Here is a 22173-nt window from a genome sequence, read left to right as displayed (position 1 = left end):
TTTGGTTTTCCCGCCGTAAGGTGTTTTGGTTTTATAAAAAACGGACTTTGTGCTTTTTAGCAATGAGATCTGCGCTTTTTCGTAATGTAATCGACGCTTCTTTGTAATGGAATCCGTATTTTTTCTTTTCGTAATCAATATATCTTCTTTATCTCGGCGCCACGGTAATAATGCAGCAGGATACTGTCGTAGCCATATCCCCGGGCACCCATCACGGCCGCTCCGATTTGGCACAGGCCGACACCGTGTCCCCAACCGGCTCCGATTAGCGTGAAACGGCCGGGTATTCCGTTTACTATATCATACTTATCCACGACAAACGCGCTGCTGTAAAGATGCGTATCGCTGAGTGTACGGCGTATTTCCAGCTCTTTACCGATGGTGAACGTCTTGTTAGTGCCGACTATCTTCAACTTTGATATGCGTCCGCTCTTGCCTCGTTCCAACGGCACGAGGTCGGCAATGTCTCCGAAATCGTCTTTCAGTTTGTCGCTTATCAGTTTGGAAAGTTCTTCCTGCGTGTACTCTACGCGCCAGCGATAGAAGTCGGGTGTCTCGCAGTCGTAGTCGTTCAGCACCTGCGACAATATGCTCTTGTCCGCCGTGTTGCAGAAGGCGTCGGGCGAACTGCGCAGCCATGATGATATATCAGCGTATTGTTGATCGGGCGTTGAGGATAGTGATGTTCCGTTGGCATTCGTCATGTCGCCGTTATTCACTTGACATCCGCAATCTTTCATTCCACGTTTGCTTGCTTCGTGAGAAATGTCACGCACCGCCACGAGATACGGTTTCGGAGTGTCTTCCCAGCAATACTGGAACTCTTCCGTTATTCCGCCGCAACACTTGCTGAACCTTGCGTCGCAAATCTCGTTGCCGTATGTGAGTATCCGTCCGCGAGTGGCCTTCACCGCCTCTTCAACCGCACGGTTGTTGGCTCTCGTAATGCCTTGGTATCTCTGGCAGTGATCGTCGGCACATACATCGAAAATGGTGTGGTCTTCACGGTCGTACCACCTTATCAGCTCATCTTCTTTCTTGGTGAATGAGAAAAAGCCGTTATGGCCGTCTTGCAATCGGCCGCGCTTCTCCATCTGAGCCAGCAGCCAGCTGCGTGATATAACGGCGTGGGCTTTGAGCAACTCGGGCGATGACGTGGCTTTCATCTCGCTTGATATCACGCTGGCAAGGTAATCTTCCACAGGCAATATGTTGATTGCCGTTATATTGTCGGCATCCACCACGAGACGCAGGGTGCCGCAGAAAACCTGTGTCTCTTTTCGTTCCCAGTGGAAGTTTACGCCAATAGTCACGTCGTGCAGCGAGAATGAGGCACCGTCGGCCTGCGGCGTAAAGGTCAGTTCGTGGTATTGGTTTCCGTTCCATAGTATGGTACCTTCAAGAAACTCTACCGTTTGCTCACCTTCTATCGTCTCGCCCTTGGCTGTATACGGGGCGTTCAACGAGAAAGATATTTTCCGTCCGCTTACTATGCCCACGTTCACTTCTGGTACGTTGAACGATATCGACACGGTGTTGTCGTCCGTTTGCAGTGCCCTCTCAGTCTCTTTCATTCGTTCAGCCATGCCCTTCGCGTCTTCACCGGTCATAGCCACCTCCCTGAGTATGCCTATGGCGATGTCAGGGGTAAGCCTGTCGAAATCATCGGCTTGCGGCGTTATTATGAGTCCGGCCATGTCGAGCGCACCCGGGCTGACCATAAACCGTGCGTCACCCTCCGCAGAGTAGCATTCAGGACGGTGCTTGCGGCGTGGGAACACCACCGATATATATTCGTCGTCCGACCGCCAGCTCACGATGTTCATCATCGGTTCGGTGTCGTCAGCGCCCATAGGCAGTGCGGAGTATAGTTTGTTGAAAAGCCTTGTTCCGGCCTCGGCCGTGCCGCTGCGCACGAGAAATGCCGTGCAGGGGTAGTCAGTAACCATATAAATGCCTGTGGTATCGTCTTCCGCTATCACAGGCGAAAGGTTGCGGCAGAGCCGCTGCCAGTCGCGCTGCAAAGGCAGCACGCCGCTCGTTCCGGCCTGAAAGTGCGCATGGTCGGGAGCCGACGCCCCGCACTTGGGTCCGTTATAGAATACCATCATGTCGGGATATTTGTCGAGAATGGCATATATCTCGCCGTAGCAACAGCCTATGAGTTGCGGGCGATGCGTGCGTGCAGGTATGGTGAAGTGCATCGGCAATATAGGGAACGGGTTTACAAGCAACTCGAAATCATCGTCTATGGTGCGTTTTATTTGTAGACCGGGGCGGTTTGCCTCGCACAGGAAACAGGGGCGGGCGGCAATGTCGTTTTTGGCGATGCTTGCTCCGGTAGACACGATGCGGGCCGGATTATACTGAGCCACGAGCGTGAATGCACCGCACGGCAGTTCGCGCGTCTGCGCCCCCCTGAGTTCCCTGTAGCGTCTGCGGGCTTCCGGCCATGTCTCCATCTGCCGTGCGAAGAAACGCCTCACCGCAAAGTCTTCCTTACCGTGTTCCCGCTCGCTGTTCATCCTGCGGCGGGCCGCTATCTCTATGGTGCGCAGCCGGTCTTTGTAAGTGTTGTTGGCGTTAATCTTCTCTATGCCGAGAGCCGCGTCGCTGTTGCCAGACCATCGCCGGCATAGATACAGTTCGCTGTATATGCGGCCTATCCTATAATGCCTTGAGAATATGAGTCCGAGGGCGTAATCCTCTCCATAGCTCGTGTTTGGGAACTGCACCTGGCGTAGTAACGGGGTGAAAAACGCCCTTGGGGCACCCAGCCCGTTTATTCGCAGGGCATTGTTTGGCCCGTTTGTGTCCGTCCACTCACGGTGGTCTATCACCCCCGGAGGCAGGGTGTTCAGCTCGAAATCACACATCCTGTAAGAGCCTACTATCATGGCGGCCTTCTGTTCTCGGAATGCATCGACAATGGTTTGAAGCGTGTTTTCGGAACTGTAAAGGTCATCGCTGTCGAGCTGTACGGCAAAGCGGCCGCACCGACAGTCGTTTATAGCCATGTTCCAGCACCCTCCGATGCCCAGGTCCGTACGCTCCGGATGTAATGCGACGAGCCGTCCGGCGGCCTGTTCGGATTGATGATTGGCGATGAGTTCCGTCGTGCCGTCGGTCGAGTGGTTGTCTACCACGATAACGTTGTAGTCGAAATCCGTTTTCTGCGACAGCGCGCTTTTAATCGCGTCGCCGATTGTGCCCACACGGTTTCTCACCGGTATGACTACCGATGCCTCCACGGGGAAGTCCTGCTCGGCGAAGTCGGGGCATGGATATGTGCCGCTGTCTATTCTCGCTCCGATGGCATCGAGGTGTGCCGTCACTGCGTGTTCCATTTCTATCTGTACCTCTCGGTTGGCGGGGTCTACATAGTCAAACTGCTTGATGCCGCTCGCTCTCGTGTCCGTTTCCTCTTCGGTATACAGATATTCGTTGAGATGGAACACCGTTCCCTCACGGCTGAGAAACAGCCGCAGGTCGTAAAGTCCGGCATAGCGGTATGACGATGAGAGCCGGTCGGCGTATTTGCGCAATAGCTCCGTATTGACGAGAAGCACCGAGCCGAAGTCGAAATCATCCCTTACGCTGCCTTCCTGGTAGTCTGTGACCGGATGTGCGACACGCTCCCCGCCGACAGTCTTGTAATGGTCGCTGTATGTCAGAGCCGCCCCTGAGTCTGCCGCCACGCGGAGCATGCGCTCCACTGCTTTCATGCCCAAGGTCACGGATACAGGCTTGGTCAGCAACAGTGTGTATTCGGCTGTGGCTGCTGCGGCCATCCTCTTTATCGTCTCGGTGTCTGCCATGCCGCATGTCTCCATAAGAGTGCAGCCTTCCGGCAGTATGGTGTCTTCCTCATCCGCCCTGCAGGCCATTATGTTGATATGGCGTACGACACCGCTGCCAAGCAGTGCCTCTGTCATAGGCTTTAATGCGGCGAAATCGCCGCAGGCGAGGAAGCAATCTATCTTTCCTGTCATGATGCTTGTATGATTGTTTATGTTTTTATCTTTCGTAAAATCTCTAAGTAGCGCAAAATTAATTAAAATAGGTGTAATAAACGAATATTCGGTCGGCGAAAATGGAACGTGGGTGGCGAAACATGCCGTTTGCGACATAAAACGATATATAAGGAAAGGATTTTATTCCGTTAGCTGTTTGGTCTAAATAAAAGATAAATAATTACAGTCACTTAATCGGTGGGCCGGAATATTTAATTAACTTTGCAACATCAAATAGCAGAATGGACAAGTTCAACCCTTACATATCAGAAATTGATATTGATTACTGGCGTGGCCTATGTGTCAGGGAGGGAGTACTGCGCCATTACCGGGCAGGTGATTTTTTCTTGCAAGCGGGAAAGACAGGACGTTTTATCGGTTTTGTCAAGACCGGTATTCTCAAATACATTGTAACTGATTCCGATGGTAATGAGCATATCATCAATCTGGAATTTGCAGGAGAGTTTGTGGCCGATTTCCCTGATTCTATTTATGGCATTCCATCAAAAGTTTCAATCAAGGCAATTTCTCCGTGTGAGATTTATTGTGTTTCGACCGGTATGTTGCGCAACCGCATGTATGCTGACAGTGAATTTCAATTTATAGTATCCAGGACAAGCGAAAAACTTTTCAGGCAAGTTTACGAAAGACTGATTGAATCATATACAATTGCGCCGAGGGAGCGGTATGAGCAACTTGTCGCCAAATATCCGGGATTATTTGAAATGTTCCAACTCAAAGACATTGCTTCTTTCCTGAGAATTACGCCGGGGCACCTTAGTCGATTGCGTAAAGAAATTAAAGAAAAATATCCGGATTAACAAATGTGAAGCCTTATGTGAGTTTTTAAACATAACTTTGCCGAAAAAATCAATCAGGTATGAACAGAACTATATGTATTTTTACAGCGATGTTTTGCTTTTTTATTGGATGTAATGCGCAGAAAGAGGGTACGGATTCTATCCAAGCACATGAATTAGAAGAAGTTGTGGTTAAGGCACAACTTCAACATACATCTGCCACCGGCACAACTTATATACCAACTTCCAGACAGAAAAATTCGGCACAGAGTGCCATGGATCTTCTTAAAGTGATGGGTATTCCTCAAATTAGAGTTAATCCGATAGACGAAAAAGTGACAGATAACTTTGGTGGTGATGTTGGGATATACATCAATTATCTCCAAGCGTCAAAAGAAGAAATGGATGGTCTTCGTACAGCCGATGTCAGGAAAGTAGAATACCTTGAATTCCCGACAGATCCTCGTTTTCGTGGGCAATATAAAGTGATCAACATCGTTGTCAGGGAATATGTTTACGGAGGATATACCAAACTGGCCGCTAACGAGAATTTTTTGCTTGGTTTGTCAAGTCATGTTAATGTCTTTTCCAAGTTCACATACAAACGGATGACATACGATTTATATTTAGGAGCGAGCAACAGGAGCGACAGTCATGATGGGAGTTCCACCAAAGGTATTTATTCATTACTTAAAGACGGAAAACCGTTTATTGTAAACAGGATAGAAACCCTTGAAGGTTCCAAGTTCAAACAAAATCAATATCCCATAACTTTCCGGGCAACATATAGTTCGGATAAAATACAGATCCGCAACACTTTAGGTTTTCAGCACCTTGCCAATCCCTGTATTTACCGAAAGGGCACGCTTGATTATATTCCAGAAACGGTAGGTGGAGGGGATAATACTTTTGAACGAAATAATCCGCAACGGAAAAATTCATGTTCATATACCGGCTCTTATTTCTTTGTTCTCCCTAAAAACTTTTCTTTCGATGTATCACCGGTATTCAACTATACACATACTGATGATTTTACAGAGTACTCGGCAAGAAACTCCACTCCTATTTTACGGCAGGCAAGGGAAGATGCCTATAATTTCAGAATAGACGGGTATCTGAGAAAGAGTATCGGGCAAAAACACTCCCTTATGTTGGGAGCAAATGGAGGACAATGGAGTAATAATCTTCATTATACCGGAACCAATGTTTACAACGATAAATTCAGTAATGGTTTTGCTGCATGTCTGGTTGGGTATAATTTTCAGATACCGAAAATAGCGGTAAATTGTGATGCCGGATTTGCCTGGGAGAACAGTTACATCAATGGACAAAAGAAAGATGACAGATATCCGTTTGCCCATATAAATTTGCGATATTCCTTGAACAACAAGAATATGTTCTCGGCCTATTTTCAATATGCGAGCAACACCGCTGGCATAACAGAAAAAACGACAGACATATTACAGGAAAATGAACTGATGTATATCTCTGGGAATCCTGATTTGAAAAACAGCCGGCATATGACGGTGAACCTTGCCTATACATGGTTGCCGTCAAATTCTTTCGGCATGAGTGCCTATGGACGTTTTTTCGGCTTGTATGACCGAATGTTCCAGACTTATACTCATTACAATGATGGCTTGGCTTTGCTCAGAAATTGGGTTAATGACGGAGATTATCTATCAGGCGTGGTTGGAATGGCTTTCAGTTGGAAACCGCTAAATGGGAAACTTCAACTTTACGCTAATCCCGAAATGGGTTTTCATAAAATAACAGGGACTTGTCCGTTGGATTATAATCCTTTCCAACTCAGCATTAGGGTTGCATACTACATTAATCAATTCTATTTTCAAGGATTATATGAAACGCCGCAAAAAAGTTTGAGTCTTAACACAAACACCATCTATCACAAAAGTAACTATTACAGCTTGACCGCAGGTTGGTCAGATTTGGATTGGAATATCAGACTTTCTGTCTATAATTTCTTAAACAAGGGGTGGGAAAACTCTACATCGGAATTCAAAACTACATTATATTCGGAAGCGAGCACTAACTATGGCAACAATTATCATCCACGCATAAATATATCAGTTACCTATACTTTCGGCTACGGCAAAAAAGTACAGCGTGGCAACGAAGTCGGTGAACAGTCTGGTGCGGCTTCCGCAATATTGAAATAGAAGCAGTTACAATATTTCCCAATGAAAATTTTCTATATAATAGCCCAAACGTGAAAGTTCCTAATCACAGCATCTCCATGGATTGTTTTTTATAAGTTTGGAAGATAATGTCGGTAAACGGCCTTTACCAGTGTATAACCAGGTTGTTCCTTCCGTATTCGCTGAAGGTAGATTGCAAAAGTAATGATACGGCAAAACACACGGTTTATTTTCGATACTTAACCATCATCAATGGTAAGGCACAGGCAAAAAGACACAAAACAAATGATTTATTTTGTCATTCGGATGATTTGCAGTAACTTTGCAAGTTAAAGGAAAGACATAAATACGATGAAAATCGGAAAGAAAACACTCATGGGAATGACTGACAGCGAGCTGAAAGCGGTTGTCGACGTTCTTGGTATGCCTCGTTTCACGGCCGGGCAGATTGCACGTTGGCTATATACGGCGCACGTGAAAAGCATCGACGAGATGACAAACCTGTCGAAAGCCAACAGGGCACGGCTTTCCGAAGAATACACCGTGGGGGCTATGGAGCCGGCAGACTGTCAGCGGTCTGTTGACGGAACGGTGAAATACCTGTTTCCGACGGCGGCCGGCAAGTTCGTGGAGACTGTTTTCATACCCGATAAAGAACGTGGAACGCTGTGCGTATCGTCGCAAGTGGGATGCAAGATGAATTGTCTTTTCTGTCAGACTGGCAAACAGGGATTTGAAGGTAACCTCACAGCCGGAGACATAATAAACCAAATATACTCGCTGCCCGAGAGGGAACGGCTTACCAACGTGGTGTTTATGGGGCAGGGAGAGCCGATGGATAACCTCGACAACGTGTTGAGAGCCACACGGATACTCACGTCAGCCTACGGCTATGCATGGAGCCCTAAGCGTATCACGGTGAGCAGCGTGGGTGTGAAAAACAAACTGCGCCGCTTTCTCGACGAGAGTGATTGCCATGTGGCGATAAGCATGCACTCGCCGTTGCATGAGCAGCGGTTGTCTCTCATGCCTGCGGAACGGCAGATGCCGATAGCCGACGTGGTGGAACTTCTGAGACAATATGATTTCACAGGGCAACGGAGAGTATCGTTTGAATATATAGTCTTCGACGGTGTCAACGACACTCAGGCACACGGACGTGAGATAGTGAGACTGCTCGATGGTCTGGAATGCCGCATGAATCTAATCAGATTTCACGCCATACCTGACGTGGCGCTCCGCACTACGGACGACAGGAGGATGGAAGCGTTGCGCGATTATCTGACATCGCACGGAGTGTTTACTACCATAAGGGCAAGTCGGGGGCAGGATATTTTCGCGGCCTGCGGATTGCTATCCACGGCTCATAAGAACCAGAATTAGGGATGATGAGATTTTTTTGGGGGAGCGTATCGCTGGTGCTTGTCCTGTCGCTTGCGGGGTGTGATGGCGGAATATCTATTCGACCCAAAAGCGGAGGACACCCATACGAGGTTCTTGTCACAGGAGATGATCCTGCGGCCGTGGCTTTGCTGAAAAGCATTATAGAAAAAGATGCGGTACCTGGACTGCCGCAGAGCGAACCGAAATTTGACGTTTCGACGGTAAACGGTGAAATAGGGCAAGTCATTAAATACGCCCGTAACATGGTAGTCGTTGTAATAGACGGTAACGAATATACGGCAACGAGTGTAAGATACGAGAGAAACGTTTTTGCCGAACCGCAGATTACAATATATGTGGGGGCACCCTCGGTAGAGCGACTGAAAGCCGATTTGGAAAGAACGGGCAGGACGGTAAGCGGTCTTATAGAGCGTTTCGAGACGGCGACGGCAATATCGGAACTTAAAAAAACAAGCGACAGGAAAGTCGGGAAAGAGGTGGCTAAGTCATTCGGAGTGGACATTTATATTCCGATGGGGTTGAAACCTGTGAGACGGAGCCGGCATTTTATGTGGTTATCTGACAATTCGGCCACATCGATGCGCAACATCTGTATATATACTTACGTAGGAACAGACATGTCGCCGGAAACCGTAATCGTAAAGCGGGACAGCATATTGCGGGTAAACATGCCGGGAGAGACCGATAGCATGTATATGAGGACGGAACGGAAAGCGGTAGCGCAAGCGGCCGGGATTGTCGAAAACGGACAGGTGAGGACCGTGGTCAAAGGGTTGTGGCAGATGGAAGGAGACGCAATGGGAGGACCGTTTGTGGCGCACGCCGTGGCAGACAGCGTGAACGGGCGGGTAATCGTGGCGGAAGGATTCGTATATGCACCCGGAAAGAAAAAGAGAAACATTATAAAGCAGCTCGAAGCTGCACTATATACACTAAAATAACACGTTTTTATGGAAGACAGACTGATACGCGTGGCTATCACGCACGGCGACACTAACGGCGTCGGATATGAGGTAATACTTAAAACATTTGAAGAGCCGGGCATGCTCGAATTGTGTACACCTATTATATATGGTTCGCCGAAAGCGGCGGCATATCATCGCAAGGCACTTAACATTGAATCGAATTTCAGTATCATCAGCAATGCGGAAGAGGCTCAGGACGGGCGTGTAAATATGCTGACCACATTTGATGAAGAGGTGAAAATAGACATGGGGCAACCTTCGACAGAGGCGGGAGAAGCCGCTCTGAAAGCTCTCGACAGGGCAATGACCGACTACCGGGCAGGACTGTACGACGTGCTTGTGACGGCTCCGATAAATAAAAATACGATACAGAATGAGATGTTCAGTTTTCCGGGGCATACGGAATATATCGAACATTGTATCGGCGATGGCAAGAAAGCTCTGATGATACTGATGAACGGTAATCTGAGGGTGGCTCTCGTGACGACCCATCTGCCGATAAAAGATGTGGCAAAGGCTGTTACCAAGGAAGCCGTAATAGAGAAAACAAGAATATTTCACGAGACGCTGAAGCGCGATTTGCGTATTGATAATCCGCGTATCGCCGTACTTGCGCTGAATCCGCATGCCGGAGACAATGGACTGCTGGGCACGGAAGAGCAGGAAGTGATAGCGCCGGCAATAGAAGAGCTTGAAGCCGAGGGAATACAGGCGTTCGGTCCTTATCCGGCAGACGGCTTTTTCGGTAGTGGCGCTTACAACAGATTTGATGGCGTGGTGGCAATGTATCACGATCAGGGACTGGCTCCGTTTAAAGCTCTCGCGGTGGAAGACGGTGTGAACTATACGGCCGGACTGCCGGTGATCCGCACATCTCCGGATCATGGTACGGCATACGATATAGCCGGAAAAGGTGTAGCCGATGAGAACTCTTTCCGTCAGGCAGTATATACAGCGATAGATATTTTCCGCAACCGCAAGAACCATGATGAGCCGATGGCTAATCCACTGCCAAAGCTATATCACGAAAAAAGGGATGACAGCGAGAAGACACGCTTTGCAATTCCTAAGGCAAGAGAACAGTTTAAACGCGAGGAGAAACAGCAAAAAGAGGAATGAAGAAGAAATACCAAAACGGATTTTTCATCTTCGGACTCGCTGTCCTTGTAATAATGGTCACGCAACTCGACATCGCTCAGGTTTGGGCCGGGTTGCAGAGGGCTGGCTATTGGTTTCCGGCAGTGATAGCACTGTGGTTTTTTCTGTATATCTTCAATACATCGGCATGGTATATAATCATCAATTCGTCAGATGGAAGGGATAAAGCGAAGAACGGATATGGGAAAGATGACGCAGGAAGTGAAGAGGCAAAAGCGGATGGTGGCGGTAGCAAGGTCGCTTTTTGGTGGCTTTATAAAATCACAGTATCTGGATTTGCGCTCAACTATGCCACGCCGGGCGGACTGATGGGAGGCGAGCCTTACCGTATAATGTCGCTTTCGCCGAAGATAGGGACAGAGAGAGCGTCATCATCGGTGATACTGTATGCCATGACGCATATATTCTCGCATTTCTGGTTTTGGCTGTTATCCATATTTCTTTATATACTTACTCAACGGGTAAACTTTTTCATGTGGATAATGCTTTCGGCTGTTGGGGCATTCTGCCTGCTGGCTATTTGGTTTTTCCTAAAAGGCTATAAGAAAGGCATAGCCGTGAGGTGCATGAACGTGCTGAGACGCTTCCCGATGATCAGGAACAAGGCGCAAGGCTTTTTCGAACGGCATAGAGAACAGCTCTCGACGATAGACATGCAGATCGCGGCACTGCACAATCAAAACAGGAGGACATTTGTGACTGCCGTTTTTCTCGAACTTGCCTGTCGTGTGTTGTCGGCATTGGAGATATATTTTATTCTGTTGGTTATCATGCCTGACGCAAGTTACGTAAGCAGCATACTTACGTTGGCTTTCACATCGCTGTTTGCGAACATGCTTTTTTTCATGCCTCTGCAACTCGGCGGACGGGAAGGAGGGTTCCTTATGTCGGCAAACGGACTGGCAATGACTGCAAACGCAGGTATATTCGTGGCGCTGATTGTAAGGATCAGGGAATTGATATGGACCGCGATTGGGCTTCTTCTCATCAAGTTCGACAAGAGGTGAGCATATTGCCGCACACTGTCGTAAATGTGTGAAATTGTAAAAAAGCGATAAGTATAGGTTTGAAGTCAAATAAATTTCGTAATTTTGTAGGCTGAATGAAAGTCTCCGAACTGCAAAATATCAAACAAAGATACAACATCGTGGGAAACTGCGAAGCGTTGAATCATGCGCTTGACGTGGCTCTGCAAGTCTCGCCAACAGATTTAAGTGTGCTTATAGTGGGAGAAAGCGGTGTCGGAAAGGAGATAATTCCGCGGGTGATACACGACAACTCGCCAAGGAAACGCGAGAAATATTTTGCCATCAACTGCGGATCCATACCAGAAGGAACTATTGACAGCGAGTTGTTCGGACATGTGAAAGGTTCTTTTACTGGTGCCATAAACGACAGTCTGGGATATTTCGGAGTGGCAAACAAAGGAACATTATTTCTTGATGAGGTGGGGGAGCTGCCTTTGGCGACACAGGCCAGGCTGCTGAGAGTGCTCGAAACGGGTGAATATATTCCCGTGGGAGCCACGGAAGTGCGGAAGACCGATGTGCGTATAGTGGCCGCCACGAACGTGAACATACGCAAAGCTATCAGCGAGGGGCGTTTCCGTGAAGATTTGTATTACCGCCTTAACTCAATACCGATACAGATGCCTCCGCTCCGTGATCGCGGTGAAGACATCGCGTTGCTTTTCCGACTGTTCGCGATGCAGATGGCGGAGAAGTACAGAATGGAGAAAGTGACGCTCACGGAAGATGCCAAACAGATGTTGATGAAATATAAATGGCCGGGAAATGTGAGGCAGTTGAAGAACATCACAGAACAAATCTCAATCCTGAGCACAGAGCGTTCCATAACGGCGGATATACTGAAAAGGTTTATTCCACAGGATCAGGAGAGCACACAGCTCATAGCCATAAATAAAGGAAGCGATCACAGTTTTGAGAACGAGAGGGAAATTCTCTATAAGATACTGTTCGAACTGCGCGGAAACGTGAATGACCTGAGACGTGAGGTGGGAATGTTGAAAAAACAACTCGATGACAAACAGGGCGGAGCAATAGTATCAAAGGAAGACAAGAAGATCGCCGTAAATAATGCTACACCAACAATCACCACTCCGCAAATATATATACAACAGCCCCAAAAGCCGGTGGCGGAAGATGCAATAGCGGAAGAATATATAGAGCCGGAAAGAGAGCCTGAAAGTCTCAACCTGAGTGACGTGGAGCGACAAATGCTCGAAAAGGCATTGGAGAGGAACGGAGGCAACCGTAAAAAAGCCGCATTGGAACTCGGTATATCGGACAGGACACTGTATCGGCGTATCAAACAATACGGACTGGAATAAAGGATATATGATAATACAATACAAACAAGCCAAAAGAATATATCAGACAAGCTGATGACAAATATTTTATCATACATAAAACAGATGTCCCGAACCGGACAAAAGTCCGGCTCGGCACTTTTGTCTTTACTGGTATGTATCGCTATTATTACCGTAACCTCATGTTCAATATCATATAAATTCAATGGAGCGAGCATTGATTACAGCAAGACAAAGACCATACAGATAGCCGACTTTCCTATACGGTCGAATTATGTATGGGGTCCGATGGCGAGCATTTTCAATAATCAACTAAAGGATATATATGCCAACCATACGCGACTGATACAGGTTAAACGTAACGGGGACATGAAGGTGGAAGGTGAAATAACGAGATATGAACAGCGAAACAAGGCCGTGTCGAGTGAAGGCTACTCGGCACAGACGGAACTGTCAATGACCGTGAATGTCAGATTTACCAATAACGCAAACCACTCGGAAGACTTTGAAAGGCAGTTTACGGCGACTTCAACATACGAAACGACACAGTCGTTGAACTCTGTCCAGGAAGAGCTTGTGACACAAATGGTAAAAGAAATAACAGATCAGATATTCAACGCTACGGTAGCTAACTGGTAAGAAGAAATGGACATAACAGAGCTTATAAAACATCCGGAACAACTTGACAGGGAGACACTGTACGAACTACGCTCCACACTTGCGCTGTATCCATACTTTCAGACGGCAAGATTGCTGATGCTGCAAAACCTATACCTGTTGCATGATCCATCGTTTGATGAGGAATTGCGCCGTGCGGCAATATATATCACAGACAGAAAAGTCATCTTCCGGCTTGTCGAGGCGGCGCACTATCGGTTGCCACAGAGACATAGAGATAACGAAGCGGAAAAAGAAAAGTCGGAAGAGGATATTAACAGAACCATAAATCTTATTGACAACTTTCTTGATTCCATACCGAAAGAAGAGGTAAAGGAAGGGAAAAAGAAACGTCGTCCCACACCGGCTGATGCTGCGGTAGACTATGTCGCGTATCTTCTTGAAAGCGAGGAAGACAGCGATAAAGACGGTGAAAACGTTCCACTGTTGAAAGGGCAAAGCCTGATAGATACTTTTATCGAAAACGATAAAGGTAAGATTGTGCTGAGCGAAACACCGCAATTCACGCCTGAGACGGAAGCGAATGGTATCAATGAGGAAAAAGACGGAGATGAAAGCTATTTTACAGAGACACTGGCCAGAATTTACATAAAACAAGGCAGATATTCAAAGGCTTTGGAAATTATTAAGCGATTAAGTTTGAATTATCCAAAAAAAAATGCTTACTTTGCAGACCAAATACGTTTCTTGGAGAAATTGATAATAATAAATAATAATAAAATAAAGTAAAGATGTACACATTATTAGTAATTCTTATTGTATTGGCAGCCATTCTGATGATTGGCATTGTGCTGATTCAGGAATCAAAAGGAGGAGGACTTGCTTCCAATTTTGCCTCTTACAATCAAATTGGCGGTGTCCGCAAAACAACTGACGTAGTGGAGAAGACCACATGGGGATTGGCAGCCGCAATGGTTGTCATCAGTATTTTTTGTGCTTATGTGGCTCCGCAGGCTACAACAAACAGTTCTGTAATGGAGAATATAGAGAATCCGACGGCAAATCCTAATAATTTGCCTGGTTTCGGTGCAAGCCAGACGCAGGAGACTGCCCCGGCCAAAGAAACAGCGACTCCGGCTGAAGGAACAACTCAGAATGTGGCTCCCGCAGCATCACAAGATGCTCCCGCACAGCCCGCTCAGTAATAAAAAGATAAAAAAGTACATGATTTATTTGGTTAATTCAAATAAATCATGTACTTTTGCACTCGCTTTAAAAGAGCAATCAACAACACGGTGGATGTAGTTCAGTTGGTTAGAGCGTCAGATTGTGGTTCTGAATGTCGTGGGTTCGAGCCCCACCACCCACCCGGTAGTAAATAAGCGGAAATCCCATAAATAAAGGGTTTCCGCTTGTTCTTTATAATTGGAAAAGCGCAATAAGTATTATACAAGTGACATAAAAAGCTACAAGTAATAAGATATTTTTCCCCATTTTTTTTCCCTAATAATAAAGATGTCATGGCAACATTCAAGGCAACGATAAAAAAAGAGAAAATGAGAGCCGATAAAACATGGCTTGTTCTTATACGATTTTCGCATTCCGGTGAAAGCAGATATATACCGACCACCATGTATGTGACAAAAAAAGACCTTACGGCCTCGTGGAAAATCAAGAACACTGAAATATTAGATAGGTGTGATTATCTTATACAGGAATACAAGAAGAAGATGTATAAACTAAATATGGAGATAAATAATGTTGGTATTTAAAAGAAAATAATAAGATGAAAAAAACTAAAGTAATATTTGCATTTTTGCTACTTATCCTATGTGGTTGCAGTAGTGATGAAACTTTTGTTGATACGCCCACGACAGATGAAGAAGAAATAACAGATGACAGCACAAAGATATTCAAGACAGAATATGCGGATGGGGAATATACTCAGCCCTTATATTTTGATTTTGAGTTGACTGATAGAATTGCTAATGTGGGGTTGCTTTACATTATGTCCTTGGATAATCGTTTAGTATATTCTAATTATGATATTGGTAGGTTGCCAGGCCGCTTGTTGCCCCCAATCGATGATCCCACTTATGAATGGAAAAAAAAGTACGTTGAAATTCAAAAGATAAATGAAACCATATCCGAAGGCTATAAATACTATCTTGTTTCAAATTTTACATTTTCAGTTCTAAATGAGTATAAAATAATCTTTCTGTATAACATAAAGCAAAATGACATTTGGCGTATATGGCGAGGTCATGAAGTACCCTATGTATATAAGACTAAGCAGTACAATGGCATTGTGTTGGATGAGGAGGTAAGGCTCGAAGATATTATGCCAACGGACACGGCTACATCTGTCAAATAATTCACAAATAATTGTAAATAGTTTATAAAATATCACAAATTTATTTGTTGGTTTATAATTTAATAATTACCTTTGCTTTATACAAACAAGCAAACATAAATCCTATACATAAACCGAGTGCCAAAGAGCCATAATTTATCATCATGGGACAAAAAAAAATACATAAAAATAAGAACATCCAAAGTAATGTGAATAACAAAACGACTTTGAATGAAAGATTTGTACTCACTGATGTGTCTAAGGATGAATTGAACAAAAGAAGAATACCAGTATATTCTTACCTATTATAAATGCTTGATAGCTCCTATCCCTTTTATTTTGTCATGAATGAAAAAGGAGATGCCGATAATGGCATACTCACCGTCAAGTTGTATCGGTTTAAATCAACAAAATCGAAAATTACATATATTGTTCGTGTGGAAATTTACCAAAACCATGTTTATGCAGTAAAATTCTATACAAAAAATTCAAGACATTCAAAAAACAAATACAGTCTTATGACTAATACAAATGAGCCAAGGTTTATAATACATACTTGCATAAACATTATGTTATCCATATATAAAAATGACAAAATGGCCTCATTTGGATTTATAGGAGCAAGCAGTATTAATGAAGATAGTACATATTGTACTAAACGGTACAGGGTTTATTCTAAAATTGTTGCAACATATTTCAGCGATGAGAATTTCTACCATAAGGAAAATAAGAATAAAAGTGCATATATGCTTATAAACAATAAAACATTGGCGAATAATCCTAAGCTCATAGAGGACATTGAAAGTTTCTTTATTGAACAATATGATTATTTTAATTAAACCAAAGCGACACGTAGTATTTGGCTCTTTCTGTTCGTAAGGTAAAAAAGAATTAAACATTTAATATATCGCAAAAATAATGGAACTTAATACCAAAAATCACACAAATTACAATATAGACACTTGCATTCATGAGTGCGAATATATGAACCGAAGCGAGGCAATGATATATTTACGTCAATTAATAGAAGACTGTTCCAGTGATGATGAATTGATTGAGTTTGCCAATAATGCAATCTTTTGCCTCGGTACCGGAAACAGAGATGTAGTGTTTAACGATTATCTGTATAAAGACGAATTGGCTCACATCTGTAACGTTGTAGATAATAGAAGTTTGAAATAGGTGCAATATATTCCCTATATTTTCCCCTCTAAAGAGCTTTTTAAATCATAAATAATTAACAATCAACAAATTAAAGCATTGAGAGTCTCCGCTTCCGGTTCTGAAGGTCGAGGGTTTGAATCCCTCCGGGATCACAAAAAGATTCCACTACCACCCGGTAGTAAATAAGCGGAAACCCTTTATTTATGGGATTTCCGCTTGTTCTTTATAATTGGAAAAGCGCAATAAGTATTATACAAGTGACATAAAAAGCTACAAGTAATAAGATATTTTTCCCCAATAATAAAGATGTCATGGCAACATTCAAGACAACAATTAAAAAAGAGAAAATGAGAGCCGATAAAACATCTATTTTACGGAACAATATCATAGAGCGTACTGTCATTGTCTTGGAATATGGTTTGCATTAGCTGTATGCCCACTTTTGCTATGCTGTCTGTATCCGTATCTATTCGGAGGCTGAGGACAGGAGCATGTGTCATATCGTGATAATCAATAGGAGTGTTTCCGTAAGTATTTTCCACAGTCGGGTAGCCGTGTTCTGAGGCAAACAGTTTGATTTTTGTAAGATACGGGAGCTGACTTTTAGTGATTGCCTCATAGTCGATATAAAACTTACCGTTCTCCTGCATGAAATAGATACATGCCACGGGGCTGGAACAAATTCCGACGAAGTCATATTCGGTTTGCCTGTTTTTCAATCTCTCCAACACAATCGGCAGCTCGTTAATCGTAATTTGTTCGGCATACATCACAGCAGGAACATCGACCACTTCATGTGACACCTCACTACGTCTTACTCCATTTCCACACCCTGTAAGCCACAATACAGAAGCCGTTGCCACAATTATTATGGTAATAAAATCCTTCGTCATACAGATGTCTGTTTATCGGTAATCTGTTTGCGAAATTACTCTTTTTTTTTGTTTATTCCGTCACTCCACAGATGAAAATATTCCAGACATATAATTATTAAAAGTTCTTTTTGTGGTATTTGTATTATGTGATGTACCGAATTGTCTTTTTATTTCATTCGTCATCAATGCTGACGTGTATAACCGGCCCAGATTTCAAAATTATCGGTAATTTGTATTTTAGTCCATGATCAATATCTTTGGAGAACACAATTCTGACGTAATTGTTTTCAACATGACATTGGCAATCGTGTCTTTAGACATAGCATTCCGGGTTGGCAATTTATTGTTATTTGGTTGAAAATTCATTTTCAGTAAATTACAACAGGGATCTATTCCGTTATGCAAACATCTGGTTTGCCAGAGACTGTTGATCTCAGGCTTTTGTTTGATTATACTGTTTTTATTGATGTTTATTATAGTGTAAATATAAAGTAAGGGTCTTTTTTGTTTGGTGTTTAGCGCAAAAGAGACTATCTTTGAAGGCAAACAGATATTTTTTCCTATAATATTATTATATTTGAAATGAAACGATTTAAAAAGATAGTTGCGATAGAGCCTGTGAGCATGGTTCCTTCTGCCGAAAAGCGATTGCACGACTATGCGGATGAAGTGGAGATGTATGGCGATATACCTGTTGATGCCGATGAGATAGTAAGGCGTATAGGGGATGCCGATGCCGTCTTACTCAGCTATACCTCAGCCATGACGAAGGAAGTGATTGCCAGATGCGGCAATGTGAGATATATAGGCATGTGCTGTTCGCTCTACTCCCCTGAGAGTGCCAATGTGGATATTATGTATGCCGGTGAGCATGGAATAACGGTAACCGGTATACGTGACTATGGCGATGAGGGAGTGGTGGAATATGCGGTCAGTGAACTTGTGCGTTGTATGCATGGATTTGGCGGGAAAGCATGGTTCGGTGAGCCAAGTGAGATGACGGGATTGAAAGTTGGAATCGTAGGTCTGGGTAAATCAGGCGGTATGATAGCGGATGCCATGCATTTCTTTGGTGCTGATATAGCTTATTTTGCCCGTAGCGAAAAAGCCGATGCCGGAGCCAAGGGATACCGTTTTATGCCGCTTGGCGACCTTTTGGAACGGAGTGATGTGGTGTTCTGTTGTCTTAACAAGAATACCGTTTTGCTGCATGAGGCCGAGTTTGCCAGGTTAGGACAACATAAGATTCTATTCAACACCGGTTTGTCTCCCGCATGGGACGAGGATGCTTTTGCCAGATGGATAGACGGAGACAATATTTGTTTCTGCGATACGGAAGGAGCATTGGGTGGCCGGCGTTTCCTTTATCATCCTAATGTACGTTGCATGTGTGTTTCGACAGGCCGCACTCGACAGGCCTTTGTAAGGTTAAGTAATAAAGTTTTGGATAATATCGAAAACTATCTGAACGAGGCGTGAGGCCGGATGTCTATGAATGAGTCTGCCCTAAGACATTGAGAACTATGTTTAATGTCTTAGGGCAGACTTATTTATTGCCGTGCCGACAGGATTTGCCTGCTTAGCAGAATACTATCGGTGATGTGATATTGCGTAACGTGTTTATCACAGACCATGCGGCAATCTCGGCCGTAGCGCTGTATACATCTATTACGGCATGTACTTGCTCGTTGCGTATTTCCACACGTTGTGTATCGCCTTTGAAACCGGGCGTGGAGCGCATGGTTACTTTCATGCTATCCGGTCCGACCGATGCGCGGGCAGCGGCGACGGTCACATTAACCTTGGTTGGGAATTGCATGATGGCTTCAGATGCCGTGCCGCTGAATACAGTGCGTTCTTCTTTTTGCAGGGAGTCGTCGTATACAGGTGTGCCTTTCAGTGCATCCGGTCCTTTTTCATTGAAAAATTCAGCTTTGGCATTGCCCATAAGTGTTGCTGTTTGGAGCACGTCAAACCCTCCCGTTGCTCCCGATGCGATGTAAACCTGCGCGTTATGGTCTTTTGCCGTGTGTCTCACCTCATCATAGAATTCATCGTCCGCGAAAGCACCGATTGACAGAGTTACGATTGATATTCCGTGTTTCAGTGCCGTGACAGCCCATTGTCTCATTGCGGCCGGTGAGGCGGCCTCGACCATTATGTCGGGGTTCAGGTCAATCAGGTTATCGAAACTCTCCGCAATGCGGCATTCAATTCCTTTTTCATGAGCCTTGTTTGCTATGGCTTCAGCTTTTTTCGCTGTTCGAGAGAATACCCCTATAAGTTCATATTCGGGTAAAATTCCGTTCAGAACGGCATCCGCCACTATCGTGCCCAATTTTCCGCATCCAGCTATTACCAGTCTTTTCATTTCTTTTCCTTTGGTGTGTATTATCTGATGAACAGCAGTTCTCGGTATTTCGGTAGTGTCCACAGGCCGTCTTCTACAATCATTTCGAGGCTGTCAATCTCCTTGCGTATGGCTTGCATCTTCGGTTCCACTGTGTCGTGATATGCTATCGCACGGCTGTGTATGTTGTCGATGCGGTTTGCCACGCGGCGTGCTTCGGTCAGTTCCTCCACGAGTTGTTCTATTGTCTCGGTCCGTTGGGCAATCTCTTCAATGAGTTTCAGGTTGCGGGTGCTCAGTTTCAGTGCCTTGTTCTCCGGAAAAACGGCTTTCATGCTCTGCACGTTGCGTATAAGGGTGCTCTGGTAGTGGGTTGCTACCGGTATGATGTGGTTCATTGACATGTCGCCCATCACGCGCGCTTCTATCTGTACACGCTTCACGTATGTCTCCCATTTCACCTCGTTGCGTGCTTCGAGCTCTTTCCTTGTCATCACGTTTGTGCTCTCAAACATGTCTATGCTTGTCTCGTCGAGATAGCGTTCGAATACTATCGGACAACTCTTCTCGCAGTCGAGGCCTCTTCTCTCAGCCTCTTTCACCCACTCGTCGCTGTATCCGTTGCCGTCAAACCGTATCGGTTTGCATGCCTTTATGTCTTCCCTGAGCACGTCCAGTATCGCGCTAATCTTGCTTTCCCCCTTCTCTATCAGTGTGTCTACACGGCGTTTGAAGTCCGTAAGCGCTTCGGCCACTGCCGAGTTGAGGGCTATCATGGCCGACGCGCAGTTGGCCTCGCTGCCTATCGCCCTGAATTCAAAGCGGTTTCCGGTGAACGCGAACGGGCTTGTGCGGTTGCGGTCTGTATTGTCTATTATCAGTTGCGGTATCTGCGGTATGTCGAGTTCCATACCCTGCTTGGCTTTCAGGTTGAACAGGTCTTCCTTGTCCGCCAGCTCGATGTGGTCGAGCAGCTCGCTGAGCTGCTTGCCGAGGAATGACGAGATGATTGCCGGCGGTGCCTCGTTTCCTCCGAGCCGGTGCGCGTTCGTGGCGCTCATGATGCTCGCTTTGAGCAGGCCGTTGTGCCGATGGACGGCCACGAGCGTCTCGACGATGAACGTCACAAACCTTAAGTTTTCCTCCGGCGACTTTCCCGGGGCGTGCAGCAGCACTCCGTTGTCTGCGCACAGGCTCCAGTTGTTGTGCTTTCCCGATCCGTTTATTCCGTCGAAAGGTTTCTCGTGCAGCAGCACCCTGAATCCGTGTTTGCGCGCCACCCGCTTCATCATCGACATGAGGAGCATGTTGTGGTCTATCGCAAGGTTGCATTCCTCGTATATCGGAGCCAGCTCAAACTGGTTTGGCGCCACCTCGTTGTGTCTCGTCTTGCATGGTATTCCCAGTTCGAGGGCACGTATCTCGAGGTCTTTCATGAACGCCTGCACCCTGTCCGGTATCGTTCCGAAGTAGTGGTCGTCCATCTGCTGGTTCTTCGCGCTCTCGTGCCCCATCAGCGTCCTGCCTGTAAGCATAAGGTCCGGGCGTGCCGAGTACAGTCCCTCGTCCACGAGAAAGTACTCCTGTTCCCATCCCAGGTTGCATCTGACCTTTGCCACTTCCGGATAGAAGTATTTGCATACGTCTGTTGCCGCCTTGTCCACCGCGTGCAGCGCTCTGAGCAACGGCGCCTTGTAGTCGAGCGCCTCTCCTGTGTATGATATGAATATCGTTGGTATGCAGAGCGTGTCATCCATTATGAATACCGGCGAAGTGGGGTCCCATGCCGAGTATCCGCGCGCCTCGAATGTGTTTCTTATTCCTCCGTTGGGGAACGAGCTTGCGTCCGGTTCCTGCTGCACGAGCAGTTTCCCGCTGAAGTTTTCCACCATGCCACCCTTTCCGTCGTGCTCCGTGAAGGCGTCGTGCTTCTCGGCCGTGCCCTCTGTCAGTGGCTGGAACCAGTGTGTGTAGTGTGTCACCCC

General features: G+C 45.7%; 18 protein-coding genes and 1 tRNA gene. 15 read left to right on the top strand and 4 right to left on the bottom strand.

The window, feature by feature from the left end:
* Nucleotides 1-134: 134 nt before the first annotated feature.
* A complete protein-coding gene (locus tag HPS53_RS00095; protein WP_172203702.1) occupies nucleotides 135-3992 on the bottom strand; it encodes a DUF4922 domain-containing protein in 3858 nt (1285 codons plus the stop codon).
* A 263-nt stretch (nucleotides 3993-4255) separates the two neighbouring features.
* Between HPS53_RS00095 and HPS53_RS00090 the strand changes: the two genes are divergently transcribed.
* The 14 genes from HPS53_RS00090 (at nucleotide 4256) to HPS53_RS00025 (ending at nucleotide 16638) form a co-directional block, all read left to right on the top strand.
* Nucleotides 4256-4834: a Crp/Fnr family transcriptional regulator gene (locus HPS53_RS00090; protein ID WP_104368872.1), complete on the top strand. Its 579-nt coding sequence runs from the start codon at nucleotides 4256-4258 to the stop codon at nucleotides 4832-4834.
* A 59-nt stretch (nucleotides 4835-4893) separates the two neighbouring features.
* Entirely contained in the window at nucleotides 4894-6993 is a 2100-nt protein-coding gene (locus HPS53_RS00085) for a hypothetical protein (RefSeq protein ID WP_172203700.1), read from the top strand.
* A 330-nt stretch (nucleotides 6994-7323) separates the two neighbouring features.
* The gene (rlmN, locus tag HPS53_RS00080; protein ID WP_172203698.1) at nucleotides 7324-8355 is read left to right on the top strand and encodes a 23S rRNA (adenine(2503)-C(2))-methyltransferase RlmN; all 1032 of its coding nucleotides are present in this window, start codon (nucleotides 7324-7326) and stop codon (nucleotides 8353-8355) included.
* A gap of 2 nt (nucleotides 8356-8357) precedes the next feature.
* Nucleotides 8358-9317: a DUF4837 family protein gene (locus HPS53_RS00075; protein ID WP_172203696.1), complete on the top strand. Its 960-nt coding sequence runs from the start codon at nucleotides 8358-8360 to the stop codon at nucleotides 9315-9317.
* A 9-nt stretch (nucleotides 9318-9326) separates the two neighbouring features.
* Nucleotides 9327-10460, top strand: coding sequence for a 4-hydroxythreonine-4-phosphate dehydrogenase PdxA (gene pdxA / locus HPS53_RS00070; RefSeq protein ID WP_172203694.1), 1134 nt, complete (start codon nucleotides 9327-9329; stop codon nucleotides 10458-10460).
* Entirely contained in the window at nucleotides 10457-11506 is a 1050-nt protein-coding gene (locus tag HPS53_RS00065) for a lysylphosphatidylglycerol synthase transmembrane domain-containing protein (protein WP_172203692.1), read from the top strand. The genes pdxA and HPS53_RS00065 overlap by 4 nt, the downstream gene beginning before the upstream one ends.
* 95 nt (nucleotides 11507-11601) lie before the next feature.
* A complete protein-coding gene (locus tag HPS53_RS00060; RefSeq protein ID WP_104368866.1) occupies nucleotides 11602-12849 on the top strand; it encodes a sigma-54-dependent Fis family transcriptional regulator in 1248 nt (415 codons plus the stop codon).
* A 54-nt stretch (nucleotides 12850-12903) separates the two neighbouring features.
* Nucleotides 12904-13467, top strand: coding sequence for an LPS assembly lipoprotein LptE (gene lptE, locus HPS53_RS00055; protein ID WP_371410497.1), 564 nt, complete (start codon nucleotides 12904-12906; stop codon nucleotides 13465-13467).
* A gap of 6 nt (nucleotides 13468-13473) precedes the next feature.
* Nucleotides 13474-14235: a tetratricopeptide repeat protein gene (locus HPS53_RS00050; protein WP_104368865.1), complete on the top strand. Its 762-nt coding sequence runs from the start codon at nucleotides 13474-13476 to the stop codon at nucleotides 14233-14235.
* Between the two features lie 2 nt (nucleotides 14236-14237).
* Nucleotides 14238-14651: a preprotein translocase subunit SecG gene (secG, locus tag HPS53_RS00045; protein ID WP_104368864.1), complete on the top strand. Its 414-nt coding sequence runs from the start codon at nucleotides 14238-14240 to the stop codon at nucleotides 14649-14651.
* Nucleotides 14652-14741: 90 nt separating this feature from the next.
* Nucleotides 14742-14815 (top strand) — tRNA-His (locus tag HPS53_RS00040).
* A gap of 151 nt (nucleotides 14816-14966) precedes the next feature.
* Nucleotides 14967-15218: a hypothetical protein gene (locus tag HPS53_RS00035; RefSeq protein ID WP_172203690.1), complete on the top strand. Its 252-nt coding sequence runs from the start codon at nucleotides 14967-14969 to the stop codon at nucleotides 15216-15218.
* Nucleotides 15219-15232: 14 nt separating this feature from the next.
* Nucleotides 15233-15820 (top strand): hypothetical protein, encoded by a 588-nt coding sequence (locus tag HPS53_RS00030; protein ID WP_172203688.1) that lies wholly within the window; start codon nucleotides 15233-15235, stop codon nucleotides 15818-15820.
* 323 nt (nucleotides 15821-16143) lie between these two features.
* Nucleotides 16144-16638: a hypothetical protein gene (locus HPS53_RS00025; protein WP_253942784.1), complete on the top strand. Its 495-nt coding sequence runs from the start codon at nucleotides 16144-16146 to the stop codon at nucleotides 16636-16638.
* Between the two features lie 696 nt (nucleotides 16639-17334).
* Here HPS53_RS00025 and HPS53_RS00020 read toward each other — a convergent pair.
* Nucleotides 17335-17856 carry a hypothetical protein gene (locus HPS53_RS00020; RefSeq protein WP_104368800.1) on the bottom strand — a complete coding sequence of 174 codons (522 nt, stop codon included), beginning with the start codon at nucleotides 17854-17856 and terminating at the stop codon, nucleotides 17335-17337.
* A 564-nt stretch (nucleotides 17857-18420) separates the two neighbouring features.
* Here HPS53_RS00020 and HPS53_RS00015 point away from each other — a divergent pair.
* Entirely contained in the window at nucleotides 18421-19317 is an 897-nt protein-coding gene (locus HPS53_RS00015) for an NAD(P)-dependent oxidoreductase (protein ID WP_172203684.1), read from the top strand.
* Between the two features lie 100 nt (nucleotides 19318-19417).
* Here HPS53_RS00015 and HPS53_RS00010 read toward each other — a convergent pair whose 3' ends face one another.
* Together HPS53_RS00010 and HPS53_RS00005 are read right to left on the bottom strand one after the other, a co-directional pair.
* On the bottom strand, nucleotides 19418-20209 hold the full coding sequence (locus HPS53_RS00010) for an aspartate dehydrogenase domain-containing protein (RefSeq protein WP_172203682.1): 792 nt from the start codon (nucleotides 20207-20209) through the stop codon (nucleotides 19418-19420).
* A 20-nt stretch (nucleotides 20210-20229) separates the two neighbouring features.
* The coding region (locus HPS53_RS00005; protein WP_172203680.1) for a glutamine synthetase III at nucleotides 20230-22173 on the bottom strand (1944 nt) is incomplete at its 5' end.

It is taken from the genome of Prevotella sp. PTAC (assembly GCF_013166535.1).
Classification (GTDB): Bacteria; Bacteroidota; Bacteroidia; order Bacteroidales; family Bacteroidaceae; genus Prevotella.
This window is presented reverse-complemented; position numbering and strand designations above follow the sequence as displayed.